At 63.3% G+C, this 17,617-nt stretch carries 18 protein-coding genes; 12 read left to right on the top strand and 6 right to left on the bottom strand.

Features of this window, described 5'->3' with window-relative positions; all coding sequences use genetic code 11:
- Nucleotides 1–172: 172 nt before the first annotated feature.
- Nucleotides 173–1,243 (top strand): GGDEF domain-containing protein, encoded by a 1,071-nt coding sequence (locus tag MUU54_RS04680; protein ID WP_247242874.1) that lies wholly within the window; start codon nucleotides 173–175, stop codon nucleotides 1,241–1,243.
- A 3-nt stretch (nucleotides 1,244–1,246) separates the two neighbouring features.
- Here MUU54_RS04680 and MUU54_RS04675 read toward each other — a convergent pair whose 3' ends face one another.
- Both MUU54_RS04675 and MUU54_RS04670 read right to left on the bottom strand, forming a co-directional pair.
- Nucleotides 1,247–1,855, bottom strand: coding sequence for a pyridoxamine 5'-phosphate oxidase family protein (locus tag MUU54_RS04675; RefSeq protein ID WP_247242873.1), 609 nt, complete (start codon nucleotides 1,853–1,855; stop codon nucleotides 1,247–1,249).
- Nucleotides 1,856–1,919: 64 nt separating this feature from the next.
- A complete protein-coding gene (locus MUU54_RS04670) occupies nucleotides 1,920–2,834 on the bottom strand; it encodes an alpha/beta fold hydrolase (protein ID WP_247242872.1) in 915 nt (304 codons plus the stop codon).
- Nucleotides 2,835–2,881: 47 nt separating this feature from the next.
- On the opposite strand from MUU54_RS04670, the gene MUU54_RS04665 reads away from it, so the two are divergent.
- Complete coding sequence (locus tag MUU54_RS04665; RefSeq protein ID WP_247242871.1) at nucleotides 2,882–3,358, top strand: MarR family winged helix-turn-helix transcriptional regulator; 477 nt, start codon at nucleotides 2,882–2,884, stop codon at nucleotides 3,356–3,358.
- On the opposite strand, the gene MUU54_RS04660 is transcribed toward MUU54_RS04665, so the two are convergent.
- Entirely contained in the window at nucleotides 3,355–3,732 is a 378-nt protein-coding gene (locus tag MUU54_RS04660) for a gamma-butyrobetaine hydroxylase family protein (RefSeq protein WP_247242870.1), read from the bottom strand. The genes MUU54_RS04665 and MUU54_RS04660 overlap by 4 nt on opposite strands.
- Nucleotides 3,733–3,857: 125 nt before the next feature.
- Between MUU54_RS04660 and moaA the strand changes: the two genes are divergently transcribed.
- Together moaA and MUU54_RS04650 are read left to right on the top strand one after the other, a co-directional pair.
- Nucleotides 3,858–4,907 (top strand): GTP 3',8-cyclase MoaA, encoded by a 1,050-nt coding sequence (moaA, locus tag MUU54_RS04655; RefSeq protein WP_247242869.1) that lies wholly within the window; start codon nucleotides 3,858–3,860, stop codon nucleotides 4,905–4,907.
- Nucleotides 4,908–5,098: 191 nt separating this feature from the next.
- Nucleotides 5,099–5,377: a hypothetical protein gene (locus tag MUU54_RS04650; RefSeq protein ID WP_247242868.1), complete on the top strand. Its 279-nt coding sequence runs from the start codon at nucleotides 5,099–5,101 to the stop codon at nucleotides 5,375–5,377.
- Nucleotides 5,378–5,395: 18 nt separating this feature from the next.
- On the opposite strand, the gene MUU54_RS04645 is transcribed toward MUU54_RS04650, so the two are convergent.
- Entirely contained in the window at nucleotides 5,396–7,933 is a 2,538-nt protein-coding gene (locus tag MUU54_RS04645) for a methyl-accepting chemotaxis protein (RefSeq protein WP_247243007.1), read from the bottom strand.
- A gap of 263 nt (nucleotides 7,934–8,196) precedes the next feature.
- Between MUU54_RS04645 and MUU54_RS04640 the strand changes: the two genes are divergently transcribed.
- From MUU54_RS04640 to mobB, 4 genes are read left to right on the top strand one after another with little or no spacing between them, the layout of a single operon-like run.
- Nucleotides 8,197–9,108: a DMT family transporter gene (locus MUU54_RS04640; protein ID WP_247242867.1), complete on the top strand. Its 912-nt coding sequence runs from the start codon at nucleotides 8,197–8,199 to the stop codon at nucleotides 9,106–9,108.
- On the top strand, nucleotides 9,105–10,361 hold the full coding sequence (locus MUU54_RS04635) for a multidrug effflux MFS transporter (RefSeq protein WP_247242866.1): 1,257 nt from the start codon (nucleotides 9,105–9,107) through the stop codon (nucleotides 10,359–10,361). Before MUU54_RS04640 ends, MUU54_RS04635 begins: the two co-directional genes overlap by 4 nt.
- Nucleotides 10,358–10,981, top strand: coding sequence for a molybdenum cofactor guanylyltransferase MobA (mobA, locus tag MUU54_RS04630; RefSeq protein WP_312038801.1), 624 nt, complete (start codon nucleotides 10,358–10,360; stop codon nucleotides 10,979–10,981). The genes MUU54_RS04635 and mobA overlap by 4 nt, the downstream gene beginning before the upstream one ends.
- Nucleotides 10,978–11,493, top strand: coding sequence for a molybdopterin-guanine dinucleotide biosynthesis protein B (gene mobB, locus MUU54_RS04625; RefSeq protein WP_247242865.1), 516 nt, complete (start codon nucleotides 10,978–10,980; stop codon nucleotides 11,491–11,493). Before mobA ends, mobB begins: the two co-directional genes overlap by 4 nt.
- A 51-nt stretch (nucleotides 11,494–11,544) precedes the next feature.
- Here mobB and MUU54_RS04620 read toward each other — a convergent pair whose 3' ends face one another.
- On the bottom strand, nucleotides 11,545–13,623 hold the full coding sequence (locus MUU54_RS04620; RefSeq protein ID WP_247242864.1) for an OmpA family protein: 2,079 nt from the start codon (nucleotides 13,621–13,623) through the stop codon (nucleotides 11,545–11,547).
- 323 nt (nucleotides 13,624–13,946) lie between these two features.
- On the opposite strand from MUU54_RS04620, the gene MUU54_RS04615 reads away from it, so the two are divergent.
- The 4 genes from MUU54_RS04615 to MUU54_RS04600 all read left to right on the top strand — a co-directional run bounded on the left by MUU54_RS04615 (nucleotide 13,947) and on the right by MUU54_RS04600 (nucleotide 16,845).
- Nucleotides 13,947–14,729 carry an ABC transporter substrate-binding protein gene (locus tag MUU54_RS04615; protein WP_247242863.1) on the top strand — a complete coding sequence of 261 codons (783 nt, stop codon included), beginning with the start codon at nucleotides 13,947–13,949 and terminating at the stop codon, nucleotides 14,727–14,729.
- A gap of 111 nt (nucleotides 14,730–14,840) precedes the next feature.
- Nucleotides 14,841–15,623: an ABC transporter permease gene (locus MUU54_RS04610; RefSeq protein ID WP_247242862.1), complete on the top strand. Its 783-nt coding sequence runs from the start codon at nucleotides 14,841–14,843 to the stop codon at nucleotides 15,621–15,623.
- Nucleotides 15,620–16,450, top strand: a complete 831-nt coding sequence (locus MUU54_RS04605) for an ABC transporter permease (protein WP_247242861.1) — start codon at nucleotides 15,620–15,622, stop codon at nucleotides 16,448–16,450. Before MUU54_RS04610 ends, MUU54_RS04605 begins: the two co-directional genes overlap by 4 nt.
- A 128-nt stretch (nucleotides 16,451–16,578) precedes the next feature.
- Nucleotides 16,579–16,845 carry an usg protein gene (locus MUU54_RS04600; RefSeq protein ID WP_247242860.1) on the top strand — a complete coding sequence of 89 codons (267 nt, stop codon included), beginning with the start codon at nucleotides 16,579–16,581 and terminating at the stop codon, nucleotides 16,843–16,845.
- Nucleotides 16,846–16,851: 6 nt separating this feature from the next.
- On the opposite strand, the gene MUU54_RS04595 is transcribed toward MUU54_RS04600, so the two are convergent.
- Nucleotides 16,852–17,574, bottom strand: coding sequence for a DUF2270 domain-containing protein (locus MUU54_RS04595; protein ID WP_247242859.1), 723 nt, complete (start codon nucleotides 17,572–17,574; stop codon nucleotides 16,852–16,854).
- Between the last annotated feature and the right edge of the window lie 43 nt (nucleotides 17,575–17,617).

Genomic DNA, 17,617 nt, shown 5'->3' with positions numbered 1-17,617 from the left:
GAACAGAGCGTCATCTTGCAAGCTCTTGTTTCCGAATAGATAATCCCGTCTGTTCTGCGCTCCGCGGCCTTCCCAATGTACGCCAGCAGACGGTACCCCCTTAATTCTTTTCCAATATTTCTCATATAACCCAATCCTAAAGCATGAATTGTGAGAGCCATGGGGGGCTTGGATGGCAGCGGCCAATGCGTCGAAGACGCAGGCGACCGACGTGGTCGGTCAGATCGTCTATGCATTGCGGGCGATGGGTGTCGCGCCAATCCCGCGAAACTACCAGCTCTTCTACGAAGCCTATATCGGCGCCAACGGCGCCCTGACCCAGCGCTTGGCCGCACTGGGGAGTTACGCAAGCCAGGAGGAACTCGATGACCTCGCGGCCGAATTTCTCGGTACGGCTCAGGTGGAGGTGATCGAGCGTGTCCACGACAAGCTGCTCGTCGAGCTGGAAGGCCTGCTGACTCTCCTGCGTCAGGAACAGCAGTCGATGGAAAGCTACACCCGCCTGCTCGGTGAAACGGCAACGCGCATCAATTCCAAGGCGAACTATTCGACCGACATCATCCGCAATGCGATCAAGCTTCTGACAGACGCTACCGGCGATCAGATGGCCCAAGGCGAGCGCACCGTCGGCAGCATGGTCGAGCATTCGCAGGAAATGGACCAGGTCCGGCGCGAACTCGACGAATACAAGCGCATCGCCAACACCGACTCCCTGACCCGGCTGGCGAACCGCCGCGCCTTCGACGAGCGCCTGGCGGCACTTTACGATGCGGCGCCTAATCTGCCAGTTGCGGCCCTCATCCTCGCCGACATCGACAACTTCAAGAAGATCAACGACAGCTTCGGCCACCCCGTCGGCGACAAGATCCTGTCCAGCGTCGCCTCCGTCATCCGCGCCAATGTCCGCAAGGATCTCTTTGTTGCGCGCACGGGCGGCGAGGAGTTCGCCATCATCGTCGAGGGCAACACGGCCGACGAGGTGATGCTGATCTGCGAGCGCATCCGCTGCGCCCTCGAAACCCGCAGCTTCCGCAACTCCAGATCCGGCGTGCAATATGGCCCGATCACGATATCGCTCGGCTATTCCATGGGCTCACAGGCGGCGGACGCCGGAGCACTCTACGCCAATGCGGACATCGCCCTCTACCACGCAAAGCACACGGGCAGGAATCGGACCGTCCTCTTCGACGAGTCGCTCAGGGGCGACTATGCCGGGAAGAACTGGCTCATTTATCGCGGCTGATCGTCACCACATCGTTGCGGCGGCGCGGCCTGCCCATTCCCGGTCGTAGGTCTCCTGATCGAAGTCAGCCTTCGCCGCCTTCAGCAGCATGCCCGGCGAAGGCAGACTGTTCGCGTCGACATAACGCTGCGGATTCCAGAGCTCGGCACGCATGATTGCGCGGGCGCACTGGAAGTAGACCTCGACGATGGTGATCACCACCACGGTGCGTGGATGCCGGCCGTCCATCCCGAAGCTCTGCAACAGATCTGGCTCAACGGACACCACGGCCTTCCCATTGACGCGCATGGCCGTGCTGGAACCCGGGATCAGGAACATCAGCGCCACCCGTGGGTCGCGGACGATGTTGAGGAGCGAATCGATCCGGTTGTTGCCCCGCCAATCCGGCAGAAGCAGCGTCGTCTTGTCCTTGACCCGCACACAGCTGCCGGCGTCACCACGAGGCGAGCAGTCCAGCCCTTCAGGTCCGACCGTCGAGAGAGCCACGAACGGAGAGGCCTCGATCATCCGCTGGTATTCTGCGGTGAGTGAACGGGTGACCTTCACCATCGACGCCTCGCTGGCGTCACCATAAATCTGCTTCAGCTGTTCAATGCTGGTGATGATCGTCATGCCGTACCGTTTCCACGCCTGTTGCGGAAGGACGCTACAGCGGCGTGCGGGACCATGCAATCACTCATGCAGCCGATGTATGGGCGCTTTCCGCAGACCCTTCCCGCAAAAAGGAGCGGATCCTTGCAATCACCTCGCCATCGCTGATGATCCGGCGATGACCAAGCCCATTGGCCCAGTGGATTACTGCAGTGGGAACCGCCGAAAAGCGTTGTGCATGCGCAGCATCCACTTCCTTGTCGTCCTCCGCATGGACGACCAGTAGCGGCGTTCGGATCTTGCGGGCCACGACAACGGTATCGAAATCGGCAAGCCGGGCGCCCGCAATTTCCTCCGCATGCCGGATCAATCCCTGCTTCGCCTTAACTCCCAGACCGAGTGCGGCAGCAAAGGCATCAAACAGCCATTCGATGCGGCTCGGCGCCCCGATGATGGCAAGGCGCGGCGGTGAGATCCTGCCGGCTCCCTGTATCACGCCACCTGCCGCGAGCATCAGGCTCGCGCCGCCGAACGAATGACCGACCGCTCCGTCGAAGGGTCCAAAGCGCCGTTCGGCTTCGACGATGGCATCGACCGCCATGCGCATGTGCAACTGCCGTCCGCTCGATCGTCCGTGCCCGGGAAAGTCCAGAACGACCACTTCGTCCCCCTCCGCCGCCAGTCCTTCCGCAAGAGCCGAGATATAGGCCGCCGCCGATCCCCAGCCGTGCACCACGAGGAAGCGACGCCCAGATGACTGAACGCCGCCATTGAAGCGGTAAGCCATCACGGTCGTCTTCCCCAGCGGGAAAGGCATGGCTTGCGTGGCATCGAGACGCTTTTGACCTTCCGCATGAACCTTCTCCGCCCTGACGCCGACGGGCCTTCGGGACGGGGTCAGGCAGAACAGCGCGAACGCGATGCCGCTGGTGATCCTCGGCGCCAGGCTACTGCCGATGGAAAAGAAAGGACGGATGATCTTTAACGCGAATGATGGCATGGTGGGACTGCCTTACAATGTTCAACCTTGAACAATAAAGTACAACGATGAACAAAAAGCAATTCCTTCCCTGGGACCATCCGCGCTTCAGGAGCTGGGTGAGCGTAGCGCGGGCGTGCCAGATGATGCAGTCCGCGCTCACCCGGGAGCTCGCGCCGCTCGACCTCAAGCCGCCGCATCTCGACATCTTGGCGAATCTCTACCGCCACGCGGGGCTCTCGCAGCAGGAATTGGCCCGCAAGCTGCTCGTGGGCCGCTCGAACATCAGCATGACGCTGCCGCAGATGGAGCGTCGTGGACTGATAGAGCGGCGGGGCGATAGCCGCGACAAGCGAGTTCTCCGCCTCTTTCTGACCGCGGAGGGCGAGGCGCTGGCGCTCCGCGCGATGCAGATTCAGACCGCCCTCATAGACCGGAGCTTGTCCAGGACACCGCTCGAGGACTGCTCGGCGATTGGCGCTCAAATGGAGCGGATCATCGCAGCGCTGCAGATGGAGGACGATGGCGGTGCGGAGTCGGGCTAGCGTCCGCCACGGGCAACCGGCTCGCGGCTCAAGCCTTTCTCTGCAAGCTCCCGCTCGTATTCGGCAAATAGCCGCTCGCCGTCCTCGCCGAGCTCTCGAAGATAGGTCCAGGTATAAATGCCGCTGCTGTGCCCGTCGTCGAAGCCGATCCGCACTGCATAATGTCCCGTTGGGGTAAGACTGCCGATGGCAACCTCCCGCTTGCCCGGCACCGTGACCTTCTGGCCCGGCCCGTGCCCCTGTACCTCTGCAGAAGGTGAGAGGACGCGCAGCATCTCGGCAGGTAGCGGATAGCTCCGCCCGTCATTGAAGGTGACGTTGAGGATACGCCGGTCCTTCGATACCCGCAGCTCGGTCGGCCATAAATCGGTCATGTGCATCTGGTCCTGTATTCGCTAAGTCCTCACGATTAGAAGCTTGCTACCCACGCCGCAACCCGGATGCAGCCCTTGACGTTCGCGCCGATGCCGCCCACTTTCACCGTTCAGGAGGACGATCCTTGAACACACTGGCAGGACCACTGGGCAACGCCCGACCGCTCCAGGGCGGAAAGACGCCGATGATCGACCGCTTCGGCCGTTCGGTCACCTATTTGCGCGTCTCCGTCACAGACCGTTGCGACTTCCGCTGCACCTATTGCATGGCGGAGAACATGACCTTCCTGCCGAAGAAGGATCTTCTGACACTGGAGGAACTGGATCGTCTCTGTTCCGCCTTCATCGCCAAGGGGGTCCGTAAGCTGCGCCTCACCGGCGGCGAACCGCTGGTGCGCAAGAACATCATGCACCTGGTGCGGGCGCTCGGCCGCCACATTGATGCGGGCGATCTGGACGAACTGACGCTGACCACCAACGGCTCCCAGCTCGTCCGCTATGCTTCCGGGCTCTATGATTGCGGCGTGCGCCGCATCAACGTCTCGCTCGACACGCTCGACCCGGACAAGTTCAAGGAGATCACCCGCTGGGGCGATTTTGCTCGTGTGATGGAAGGCATCGAGGCCGCTCGCATGGCGGGACTGAAGATCAAGCTCAACGCCGTCGCACTCAAGGACTTCAATGAAACCGAGATCCCGGAGATGATGCGCTGGGCGCACGACCGGGGAATGGATCTCACCGTCATTGAAACCATGCCGATGGGCGAGATTGAGGAAGATCGCACGGATCGTTACCTGCCGCTTTCCAAGCTTCGCGCCGATCTCGAACAGCAGTTCACGCTGACCGACATCCCCTTCAAGACCGGCGGTCCGGCCCGATATGTAGAGGTCGCCGAAACCGGCGGCCGCCTCGGCTTCATCACGCCGATGACGCACAACTTCTGCGAGGGCTGCAATCGCGTGCGACTGACCTGCACCGGAACGCTCTACATGTGCCTGGGCCAGAACGACGCTGCCGACCTGCGCACGGCCTTGCGGGCCTCTGATGACGATTCCTTTCTGTCGACGGCGATCAACGAAGCGATCCAGCGCAAGCCCAAGGGCCACGACTTCATCATCGACCGCACCCATCAGCGCCCCGCCGTCGCCCGCCACATGAGCGTGACCGGCGGCTGATCCAGAACGTGCAGACAGCTCCCAGCCCCGGAGGCCGCCAGTGCGGCACCTGCACCCTGTGCTGCCGGCTTCCCGATATCGACGCCCTTGAAAAGCCGGCCAACACCTGGTGCAGGCACTGCGTTGCGTCGGAAGGCTGCACCATTTACGCGGATAGGCCAGAGCTTTGCCGCGATTTCCTCTGCAGCTGGATGAAGTCTTCCACCCTCGGTCCGGAATGGGATCCGACGCTGGCCCACATGATGATTTACGAGCAGGGGCCACAGACGACCGTGCTGGTCGATCCGGATTTCCCCGATGCCTGGCGGCGAGCCCCGTATGCCGGAGCCCTTGCGCACATGGCGGCCGAGGCGGAAGCGTCAGGCGGCTATCTCATCGTCTTTGTTGGCGATGACGTCTTCAAGATCGAACCCGCAGCGGCTGGTCCTGCGGCGCCCGACCGACGCGCCCCTGAACCCGCGGCGGCCTGAGCGAACGAGGTGTGAGCCTCAGGCCGCTCGCCCAGCGTGGGTCGAATAGCCGGAATGCTCCTCACCTGTCTTGAACCGCTCGATTTTGTCGGCAAGGGTCTCCACCCGCCTGCGCAGCCCGTGGATCTCGGCGTTGTTCTCCTCGACCATCGCAGCGTTCTGTTGCGTGATCAGCTCCACCTCGTGAACCGCATGCGTCACCTCATTGATGCCGGTCGACTGCTCGCTCGTTGCAGACGAGATTGCCGCCACCAATTTGCGCACGTCGGTCACATGCGTGATGATCTGGTTGAGCGCCTCGCCGGTCTGCTCGACCAGATGAACGCCGTTGCTGACCTGCGTCGAGCTTGCGGAGATCAACTCCTTGATCTCGCGCGCCGCACCGGCGCAGCGCTGCGCCAGCTCCCGAACTTCCTGCGCAACCACAGCAAAGCCGCGACCGGCTTCTCCGGCGCGCGCCGCTTCCACACCCGCATTGAGCGCCAGAAGGTTCGTCTGGAAGGCGATCTCGTCGATCACGCCGATGATGGTGGCAATCTTTTCCGACGAGCGGCTGATCTCGCCCATGGCTCCCACGGCACGCGACACCACCTCACCCGAGCGTACCGCAAACTCCTCGGTTTCGTTCACAGACGCCGCCGTCTGCTGTGCGCTCGTGGCCGTGGAGCGAACGAGGTCGCTCAGATGGCGCAGCGCTCGCGAACTCTGCTCCAGTGCCGCCGCCTGCTGTTCGGTCCGCCGCGCCAGGTCGTCGGCTGAAGCCGCGAGGTTGCCGGTACCGCCGTTGATCTCTTCCGTGGTCGCCCGCACATCGGCGAGCGTCGCCCGCAGCGCCTCCACAGCGGTGTTGTAGGTCTTTGCCATCGGCACGAAGTCGCTCGCGAGGTTTTCGCTCATCGTCCGCTGCAGGTCGCCATCGGCAAGCTGTGTCAGCGCATCGGCGAGCGCCGTCAGGGCCACATGCTGCTCCGCGGCGATCCGTGCACGCTCCTCTGCCCGACGTGCGGCCTCGGCGTTGGATTGGTCGCGGGCCGTGGCGGCCTGCTGCTCGAGCCGGATGTTCTCCAGGGCTGCATCGCGGAAGACCGTCACCGAACGCACCATGTCGCCGATCTCATCGCCACGCTCGCGCCCTTCGATGCTGACGTCAAGGTCGCCTTCGGCCAGCCGCTTCATGACGTCGGTCACACGACGCAGCGGGCCGCGCAGCGTCTCGACCAGCATCAGTCCGCCGGCGATCGCCAGCAACGTCCCGACGACCATGGCGATGACTGAAAGGTTGGCCGACCGCTCGCTGTCTTCCTTGCCCACTTCCTGAGCCTGCGCGATGAATGCCTGCAGCCCTGCCATACCGGCGGAAAGTGTCTGAGACGCAGCCGCGCGGGCCTCGTTCCAGGCTGTTTCAATGGCCAGCATGTCGGCCGAAGCCTGCTCTAATGCGGCCAGCGGAACCTCAAGTTCGCCCGCAAAGGCGCTCATCGCACCGTTGGTGTTGCCGAGCTCCGAAACCTTCGTGCTCGATGCGCGCAGCGCGGAAATGTCGTCCAGCACAACCTGGCGCGCGTCATCCGTCAGCTGTCCGCGCAGCCGCTCCATGTGAAGCTGCAGCGCATCACTGAGCGTCAACGATGTTTCCACCTGCGCCAGCAGGTTCTTCAGCATGGTGACATCGCCTTCAAGCGTTGCAAAGCGCTCGGCTGCGTCGCCGGACTTCTTCAGCACGTTCTGCTGCAACTCGCTCTGGAAGCGCATGAAGCCGCTGGCCGCGATCCTGAGCGACTGCGCCTTGTCTGCATCAACGGCGTCGCTCGCAACGACGGCCAGCAGTCCGTCTGCAGCCTCACGGATCGGGTTCATCGCGTCTATGATCTTCTCGCTGACAACAGACTTGATCGACTCAAATCCGTCCAGCAGTGCCTTGGCCTGAACCTCCGCAGCCTTGACGGTGCCCTCGTCGGAGTTCGCGTTGCGCACGGCATTGCGCAGAGTCTCGATCCGCTCGGCGATAGTCTTGTAGGCGAACGATTCAAACAGCGCGCTCTTGGCGAATCGCTCCTGCCCCTCGAACTTCTTGCGCAGGTTGCCGAGACGTTGGTCGATGGCCGCAGAAAGGTCCTTCACGGCCGCCAGTTGTGTTGCGATCTCCGCCCGGTTTTCGTCCCGCTGCTGCTTGATCGCCCACAGCGCCTCCGTCCGCTCGCGCATGGCAGCAGCAAGCTTCGTCACCGGCTCGATCCGCTCGCGGTCCTCGTCGGTTGCGAGCAGGTCCTCCAGCACGTCCACCCCCTTCTCCTGCCGGTTGATTCCCTCCTGCAGCGCAGCGAGGGTCGCGTCGTCAGGCCGCTCTGCGAAATCCTGCAGCGCCGACTGCAGATTGTCGAAGTCGGCGATGTTCTCGATCGTTGCACGGGTGACCGTCATGTGGCCGTTCAGCATGTTCGCCGTATAGTAGCCGGCCAGTCCGACGCCGGCGATCAGCAGCACGAGAGGAACGACGAAAAGCAGAACCTTGGTGACGATCCGGCGGCTCTGGAGAAGACTGTCGATGAAGGACATGCGGGCTCCGGTATGACGTCCGCCGAGCTTGCCAAACATCTGCAAGGGGCCGGGTGGAGACTCCTGCGTCATGCCGGATCGCCCGCACAGTCAGTCATATCCGTTGAACATCGGTTAATTTCGCAGCTGCGAAATGACCTGCCGAGATTTTGAACAGTCATAACCCGCTGCGCTCGCCAAACGTACCCGGCACGCCGCAACTGGTCTGGCCGCATCTCCGGCATTGGAGTAGAAGGTTCCGCTGCAGTGGCAAGGAATCACGCATGGCATCCTCCGACAATTCCCGCGGCGCGCTTTTCATGTCGCTCGCCATGGCCTCCTTCACCTGCAACGATGCCCTGGTAAAATCCGTCACCTCTTCGCTCAGCGTCGCGCAGATCATCACCGTGCGCGGCATCATGACAACGGTGCTGGTGTTCTTCGTCGCCCGCCACCTCGGGGCACTGCGTCCGCTGCGCGTCGTCATGCAGCCGCTCATTCTGCTGCGCACCTTCTTCGAAATCGGCGCGACGCTCACCTTCATCAGCGCGCTCGGCCGCATTGACTTCGCCAACGTGTCCTCGATCATGCAATCGCTGCCGCTGGCGGTGACGCTCGGGGCGGCGCTGTTTCTGCAAGAACCTGTGGGTTGGCGGCGCTGGACCGCCATCATCGTCGGCTTCCTCGGCGTGCTGATCATCCTGAGACCCACAGCTGATGGATTTGCCCCAGCATCCCTCCTGCTTCTGGCGGCCGTCTTCTTCACCTCGGGCCGCGACCTCGTCACTCGCCGGATCGTGGCCGACGTCCCCTCGCTCACCATCACCCTCTTCACCGCCGCCGCCAACACCGTCGTCGGCGCAATCCTGATCGTCCCAATGGGCGGGTGGCAGCCGATGGAGCTCGCGACCCTCCTGCCGCTGGTCATCGCGGCCCTGCTCGTCTTCTCCGGCTACCAGGCGGTGATCATGTCGATGCGCACCGGCGAGATCTCCTTCGTCGCGCCCTTCCGCTACACCGGTTTGATCTGGGGCCTGATCATCGGTGTCCTCTTCTTCGGCGAACGTCCGGACGTCTTCGTCTTCCTCGGCGCCGCCATCATCATCGGCTCCGGCCTTTACAGCTTCTACCGCGAAAGCCAGCGCCGGCGCCGCATTGCCGCAGAGGCCGGCCCGGTCCGTCCGGTGACGGAATGACGACGCTTAACGGAAGAGAGCAGTCTGCCGGCACGCGCCGCTTCCTCGACCGCGGGACGCCGCCGCATATCGCGACACTCGTGCTTGCGGCCGGGCTTGCAGCCATGTCGATGAACATCTTCCTGCCTTCTCTTGCCGCGATGGCCGACCACTTCGGCACGAGCTACGCGGTGATGCAGTTCGCCGTCTCCGGCTATCTCGCCGGCACCGCTGCGATCCAGATCGCTATCGGCCCGCTGTCGGACATCTTCGGCCGGCGCCCGGTCATGATCGGCGGGATCGTGCTGCTGCTCCTCGGAACGCTGATCTGCGCCTTTGCCCCCAACATCGCCGTCTTCATGGCCGGCCGCATGATCCAGACCGGTGTGGTCGCCGGAATCGTCCTGTCGCGCGCCATCGTCCGCGACATGGTGCCTATGGACGAGGCCGCCTCCATGATCGGGTACGTCACCATGGGCATGTCGGTCGTTCCAATGATCGCGCCGACGCTTGGCGGTCTATTGAACGACCTGTTCGGCTGGCAGGCCAGCTTCTTCGCCCTCCTGATCTCCGGTCTCCTCGTCCTAGCTCTCGTATGGCGGGACCTAGGCGAGACAAACACGGCGCAGTCGGCGAGTTTTGGCGCCCAGTTCCGCAGCTGGCCGCAGTTGCTGACATCCCGCCGGTTCTGGGGCTACACGCTGACGGCCACATTCTCGTCCGGCGTCTTCTTCAGCTTCCTGGGTGGCGCACCCTTCGTCGGCACTGTTCTCTTTCAGCTATCGCCGGCTGCGCTTGGGCTGTACTTCTTCGGCATGGCCGCCGGCTACATGCTTGGCAATTACCTCTCCGGCCGCTATGCCCGCCGCTTTGGCATTGGCCCGATGATGGTGTCCGGCAACATCGTCAACGTCATCGGCCTGGCGCTAGCCTTTCTGCTCTCCGTCCTTGACGCCGCACATCCCCTCGCCTTCTTCGGGCCTCTTTCGCTGATCGGCGTCGGCAACGGGCTGACGCTGCCTAGCGCCAATGCCGGCATGGTAAGCGTGCGACCGCATCTCGCCGGCTCTGCCTCCGGTCTCGGCGGCGCGATCATGCTGGGTGGAGGCGCGGCACTATCGGTCGTTGCAGGCGCGGTACTGCACGCCGACGGCGGGACCCTGCCCTTGCTGGTGGTGATGACCGTCACCGCCCTCCTCGCGCTTCTCGCGACGGAGTACGTCCGTTTGATCGACCGCCGCGAAGGCGAGTTGGCGCAGGAGAACCTGAGGTGACAGAGGTTCCTCCCCCTGCCCTCGTCCTCGCCGGCGGCCGGTCAAGCCGGATGGGCTCCGACAAGCTCCTGCTGCCCTTCGGCAGCGGCACGCTCCTGTCACACATTGCGCAGCGACTGGCGCCGCAGGTGTCCGAAGTCGCGGTCAATGCACCCTCCTCGATGCCTCTGCCACCGGCCTTCCGGCGTGTTCCTGACACGCTGCCCGGCCAGCCCGGGCCCCTTGGTGGTGTGCTGGCGGGCCTCCATGATATAGCAGCCAGGCAGCCGGGGACGAGCCATCTCCTGACGGTGCCATCGGATGCCCCCTTCTTCCCCGATGATCTCGCCGCACGCCTTCAGGCCGCGGCATCGGCACCCGACATCATTGCGGTTGCGAGTTCGGAGGGACGCACCCATCCCGTCTTCGGGCTCTGGCCGGTGTCTGCCGCGGACGATCTCGAAACCTGGCTCACCGAGCCTGACAACCGTCGTCTCTCCGCCTTCCTGGCCCGCCACCCAACCGTCGCCGTGCATTGGCAGAGCGTCGAGACACCGGTCGGACCGCTGGACCCCTTCATCAACCTCAACACGCCCGACAATCTTGAGGCAGCACGGCGTTATCTGGAGGCCATGCGATGACCTCACCTCGCGTGTTCGGCATCGCCGGCTGGAAGAATTCCGGCAAGACTGGTCTTGCCGTGCGGCTGGTCAAGGAATTCACCCGCCGCGGCTACCGCATCTCGACGATCAAGCACGCCCACCACGACTTCGACATCGACAAGGTTGGCGCCGACAGCTACCGCCACCGGCAGGCCGGCGCGCACGAAGTGGCACTGGTCTCCGGCACCCGCTTCGCCATCATGCATGAACTGCGTGAGGAGCCGGAGCCGCCATTCGAAGAAATCCTTGCCCGCCTTGCCCCGTGCGACCTCGTGCTGATCGAGGGCTACAAGCGCGAGCCGGTGCCGAAGATTGAGGCAAGGCGGCTTGAGGCGAGCAAGCGGGAGCCGCTTGCGCCCTCCGACCCGCATATCATGGCAATCGCAGCAGACCATCCGATGACGGATACCGCCCTCCCGGTCTTCGACTTGGACGACACAGTCGCCATCGCGGATTTCATCGCGTTGCTGACGAAGCTCGCGCCCAAATGACGAAGGCCGCCCGATCGCTCCGGCGGCCTGTGTTTTCACGTCTGAGGGCGGTTACTGGTTGGACGCGACTGGCTTCACCAGCGGCGTGATCCGACGGATGGTGACGCGGCGGTTCTCCTGCTCGGCACCCTCGGTCTTGATCTTCAAGTACCGCTCGCCATAACCCTGGGTCGCGAGGTTTTCCGGCGGAATGCCGAAGGCCTCCGTCAGGACCACGGCCACCGATTCCGCACGCTCGTCAGAGAGAACAAGGTTGCTCTCGTCCGAACCCACGGCGTCGGTATGGCCCTCGATCAGGAAGGTCTCTGCAGGGTTCTGCTCGAGGATCTTGTTCATCGCCTCGGCCACCTTTCGCAGCGACTTTGCCTGGTTCATCGGGATCTCGGCGCTGCCGGTCGCAAACGTGATCGTGTCGAGATCGATGCGGCGGGCCTTATCGCGGATACGAGCCGAGTAACGGACCTCATCCAACGAATAAACGCGCTCCACCCGTTCAACAGGCGGCAGTTGCAGGAACTCGTAATAGTCGCGATCCGGATCCGTTGACGTGTCGATGATGTAGTCGTCGAGCGGAACGGTCAGCCGCATCGGCGGCAGCTCGCGGCCCGGATCACGCCAGACATAATCCTCGTCGTCATAAAGCTCAGGTGCGTAGTACAGGACATACTCCTCACCATCCACGATGCGCGAACGCTGAATGACAACACCGGCGCTGTTGCGGATGGTTACGACCTGTACGCCACCTGGACGTTCTACCACTTCGCGATAGCGGTCGCCTGGCAGCCGTTCGTAGTAGACGTCGCCACCATCGCGGTAGAAGCGGCGGGTATCGTCGCCCCGCACGAAGGCGCGGTCGCCGATCGAGATGATGATGCGGGTATCGCCATCATCGTCGCGGCGGTCACGTCGGTCGCCGTCCCGATAGTCCCAGCCGTCCAGGCGGCGGTAATCCGGACGTCCGTCGATCCGCTGTCCTTCTTCCGCGGTTGCGGCGCGCAGTTCGACGCGGCCCCTTTCCTGTAGCGGAGCCTGGGCTTCGGCATCGGACGTCGGCGGAGTGGCAGGAGCCGCGGCTTGCGCCGGAGCAGGAGCCTGTCCCTCGGTCATCGTGGTGGTTGTTGTCGTTGTAGTCGTGGTGCTTGCCGGTGCGGCTTCCTTCTGGCTATCGAGGATGGCGGCACCATTCTCAACAGGCAGCACGGCAGTCTCGCCTTCCTGAGCAGCACTCGGATCCTCGGCGATCACGCGCGCACGCTCCACTTCTTCCGGCGTGGTCGCCACTGCAGGCTCTTCGGCCAGTGCTGGCGCGTCCATTCCTGCTGCAGTACCGTCTTGGATGGCAGCGTCGGCCGGGGCTTCGGCAGCACCGTCAGTCGTGCCCTCGGCGGGTGCGGCTTCGGTGGCGCCTTCGGTTTCAGCAGCCGGCGCCTCTGTGGCCGGTGCATCCGCTGCGGGAGCTTCTTCACCCGTGGCCGGTTCTGCAGGCTGTTCGGTCGCGTCGGCAGCCGGAGGTGTTTCCTCGCTCGGCGCAGCCTCTTCGGCAGGCTGCTCTTCGCTCGCAGCAGGAGCCTGTTCTTCCGGAGCGGGAGCCTCTTCGGCAGGAGCTTCTGCGGCAGGCGCCTCTTCGGCAGGAGCTTCCTCTGCGGGTGCCTGTTCAGCAGCCGGCTCTTCAGCTGCAGGAGCTTCCTCAGCCGGGGCTTCCTCAGCCGGGACTTCTTCGGCTGGTGCTTCTTCCGCCGGCGCTTCAGGGGCCGCTTCTGGCTCAGGGGCAGCCTCCGGTTCAGGAGCAGCTTCTGGCTCCGGCGCCGCTTCCGGCTCGGGTGCTGGCGCTTCCGGCTGCACCTCGGCTGGTGCCTCCTGCTGCGCTTCCGGAGCAGGTTCAGGCGCTGGCTCTGCGGGCGCTTCCTCGGCCGGCGGCTCTTCCGCAGGCGCTTCCTCGGCCGGCGGCTGTTCGCCCTCCGGAGCTGCACCCGGCGGCAGGATCAGTTGTTCCTGAACACGGATGACGTCGCCTTCGCCGGCGCTCTGGACCATGGCCTTCGGCGGCATGGCAATCGCTGGCTGAACGATCAGCGGCAGCGACACAAGCGGCGCAGCGACACTGGCGAACAGTCTGAATCTCGTTGACATCGATATCTCCTCGACTTGGGATGTCGTCCCTTCTTCACGCGTCCTTGTTGTCCGGACGTCGGCGCAGGCAGCGCGGCGGCTCAACGGCACGCTGCCGCATTTGTTCCAAACAGACTGCGTGATGGCGGCTGAACCTTGTGTGAACGCAGGGAAACCGCCTCGGCTCCGCTCATCCGATAACCGCCGTGCACGTAAAATGCCGTTGCAATTTCAGCCGCCCCGGTATCTAAAAAAAGGCACGGTCGGAGCCTGCTCCGAACCCGCCACGCGCGTGGAGAAGACAAGATCAACAGCCGCGCTGGCAGCCAACAGAGAGGATCATCATGCGTATTGCCACCAAGTTTTTCGCCGCCGCCTCGATTGCTGCGGTCGCCCTGTTTGCCGGTTCTGTCTCGGCTCAGGAAAAGATCGTCATCGGCACCGAAGGCGCCTACCCGCCCTTCAACAGCCTCGAGGCTGACGGCACCCTGACCGGCTTCGACATCGACATCGCCAAGGCGCTCTGCGAGCAGATGAAGGTCGAGTGCGAATTCGTCACCAACGACTGGGACGGCATCATTCCGGCGCTCCAGGCAAAGAAGTTCGACGCTATCATCGCCTCCATGTCGATCACCCCGGAACGCCTGGAGCAGGTCGACTTCTCTAAGAAGTACTACAACACCCCGCCGGCAATCGCCGTGCCGAAGGATTCCAACATCACCGAAGCCACGCCGGAAGCGCTTGCCGGCAAGGCGCTCGGCGCCCAGGGGTCGACCACCCATTCGAACTATGCCGAGAAGCACATGTCAGAGTCGGACCTGAAACTTTATCCAACGGCTGACGAATACAAGCTCGACCTCGAGAACGGCCGTATCGATGCCGTGATCGACGATATAGTCGTCCTCTCCGAGTGGGTGAAGTCCGATGCCGGCGCCTGCTGTAAGGTGCTCGGTGCGCTGCCGGTTGACGAAGAGATCAACGGCCAGGGCGCAGGCATCGCGGTGCGCAAGGGCGAAACCGATCTCGCTGATCGCTTCACCAATGCAATTGCCGCCATCCGCGAAAACGGCACCTACAAGGAAATCAACGACCAGTACTTCGACTTCGACGTCTACGGCGGCGAGTAATCGCAGGATTGCGCGTTATCAGATCGGCGGGAGGGTTGCCCTCCCGCCGATTTTCTCTTTTAAACGGACGAACGATAACAGGCGGCCAAGCCGCCAGGGGAAAACAGTCTGATGAGCGGATGGCTCTCCGCCCTCACCACGGCCCTCGATCCGCTCTGCGGTCCGGTCGGCATCTTCTCGCTTTTCGGCCAGAACAGCCTGGTCGCCTGTGGCGACGCCGGCTGGGGCGACGAGATTGCCTTCGGGGTCAAGGTGACAATCACGCTGGCGCTCGCGACGCTGCCCGTCGGTCTGCTGCTCGGCTTCCTCATTGCGCTCGCCGCACAATCGCAGGACAAGCTCCTGCGGACGGCGGTCGGCATCTACACGACGATCTTTCGTGGCCTTCCCGAACTGCTCACCCTCTTCATCGTCTATTACGGCGCACAGCTCGGTATCCAGTCCATCCTTTCAACCGTCGGCTACGATGGAGGCATAGAGATCAACGCGTTCCTGGCTGGCCTGGTGGCACTTGCCGTCGTCTTCTCGTCCTATGCATCAGAAGTCCTGCTGTCGGCATTCCGTGCCATTCCGCGCGGCCAATACGAAGCCGGTGATGCGCTGGGCCTCAGCCGCACGCGCACCATGACGCTGATCATCCTGCCGCAGCTCGTGCGCATCGCTCTGCCCGGCCTCACCAATCTCTGGCTGATCCTGCTAAAGGACACTTCCTACGTCTCGGTCATCGGTCTGGCGGACATCGTGCGGCAAACGGGAGTTGCCGCACGCGTGACGAAGGAAGCCTTCTTCTTCTACGGGATCGCCTGCCTGCTCTACCTCGTCCTGGCGATGATCTCTTCCTTCGGCCTCGGCTTTGTCGAGCGCTGGGCCAAGCGGTCGGAGACTGTCAGATGAGCGCCGTTCAGGACCTCATTCCCCCGCGCCCGGCACCGGCTGGTGCCGAAAGGCGGCACCCCGCCTCCCGCGCGCTCGGCATCGGCATACTCGCGCTTTGGCTGCTGCTTGCTGCCGCGCTCGTTCTGATGATGATCGAGGGCTGGGATTATGCCAAGTTCCAGCGTTACGCCCCGCGCTACCTCGACGGGCTGTGGACCACGCTTTCCATCGTGGGGCTGTCGATTGTCTTCGGCGCCCTGCTTTCCCTGCCGATCGCGTTTGCCCGCATGTCGTCCAATCGCCTTTTGAACACGATTGCCTATTCCTACGTCTATGTCTTTCGCAGCACGCCCCTTCTGGCGCAGCTCTTCCTCATCTACTACGGCCTCGGCAGCTTTCGGCCGCAACTGGAGACGGTCGGCCTCTGGTGGTTCTTTCGCGAGGCCTGGTATTGCGGGCTCTTTTCGCTGACGCTGAACACCGCCGCCTACCAGGCGGAAATCCTGCGCGGCGCCATCGAGAGCGTTCCGCGCGGACAGCGTGAGGGGGCGGCCGCACTCGGCATCTCCAAGGCTGTCACCTTCCGCAAGATCGTCCTGCCCCAGGCGCTGATCGTCGCCCTGCGGCCCTACGGCAACGAAATCATCCTGATGATCAAGGGTTCGGCCGTCGTCGCGATCGTGACCGTCTACGACCTGATGGGACAGACGCGGCGCGCTTTTTCGCAGACCTACGACTACCAGACCTACCTCTGGGCCGCGATCCTCTATCTCCTGATCGTCGAGACGCTACGCCAGGTCTGGAGCCTGCTCGAAGCTCGCCTCACCCGGCATTTGAATCGCTGACACCGCTCACCGAACGTGAGGGGGGCAGAGCTTGTAGAGGCTCGCCTTCTAAGATTTCGTTAACTGCGCGATGTTCTCCTGTGGATGACGCAACTGCGTCGCCAACAAGTACAAGTGCGGGAACGAATATGACCAACGACATCGAAATGATGCTGAAAGGCTATGGGCTGACCACGGCCCAGATCTTCTATCGCCTCCCCGGCCATCCGGTCGTCCTGCAAAGTTATGTCTGGCAGGAATACGACCTGGCGCCGGACTTCCCGGAGATGAAGGGCTTCCTGAAGTTCTGGCAGGAGAAGCTGGACGGGCCGCTGCACTCCGTCCGCTATGTCCACCGCAGGATGATCTCGGCCGGCGAATGGCGCGCGCTGAATGGCGAGTTCATTCTGCACTAGAGCCGGTCAGACATGCACGTCGCCATGCGCCAGTTCGCCCTCGTCAGAGGCCCGGTGCATCGAGGCGTAGAAGATGAAGGCGTAGAGTGCCAGAACGCCCGCTAGCACGCTCCACCCGGGAAGCGGGCCGAATGTCGCATTCTCCACCGCCTCTCGCCAGGAAAAGACGACATCGGCGCTCCGCTCGTCCGGCAGGAGTTTCGGCGTCGAGATCTTGAGCGCCCAGGCGATCAGCAGGATGAGGTACATCCAGCAATAGTTCCGCCGGATGCGCCGGAACAGCGCCTCCCGGTAGTTGATCAGGAAGCAGGGGTTACGCAAGCTCTTGGCAATCGCTTCCGCCCAGTCCGGCTTCAGTTCCGCCTGCGGATAGAGCGCCTGCGCAAAATAATGCCGCTCCACCTTGCGCACGCGCGCCCGGTAGACGTCGAAGAACCGGTAGCGTCGCGCCTCGATCAGGAGCAGCAGCGAGACGAGCAGCATCCCGAACAGCACCACGCCGTGGTGCGATGTCGGCGTCGATAGTGAAACGGAAAGCAATGCGGCAACAACGGTGATGGCCCAGTTCGTCGTCCGGTCGATGCGATCGCGCCAGCTCGTCATCCGCCCCATTTCGCCACGATAGTAGTGGATGATCATGTTGGCCTTTTCGGCCGAGGTGATCGGCAGCGACGGCGCGCGCCGCTCGATGTTCTCCTCCAGTGCTGTCTGCTGCGGAGTGGCGGACATAGAGATCCTCCCGCGCGCCTCAAGGCACGCCGATTGTGCATCT

Origin of the sequence: Pseudorhizobium tarimense (assembly GCF_022968135.1) — a bacterium.
GTDB classification, from domain to species: Bacteria; Pseudomonadota; Alphaproteobacteria; order Rhizobiales; family Rhizobiaceae; genus Neorhizobium; species Neorhizobium tarimense.
Note: the sequence above shows the minus strand (reverse complement) of the source record. Positions and strands in the feature narration are given on the sequence as shown.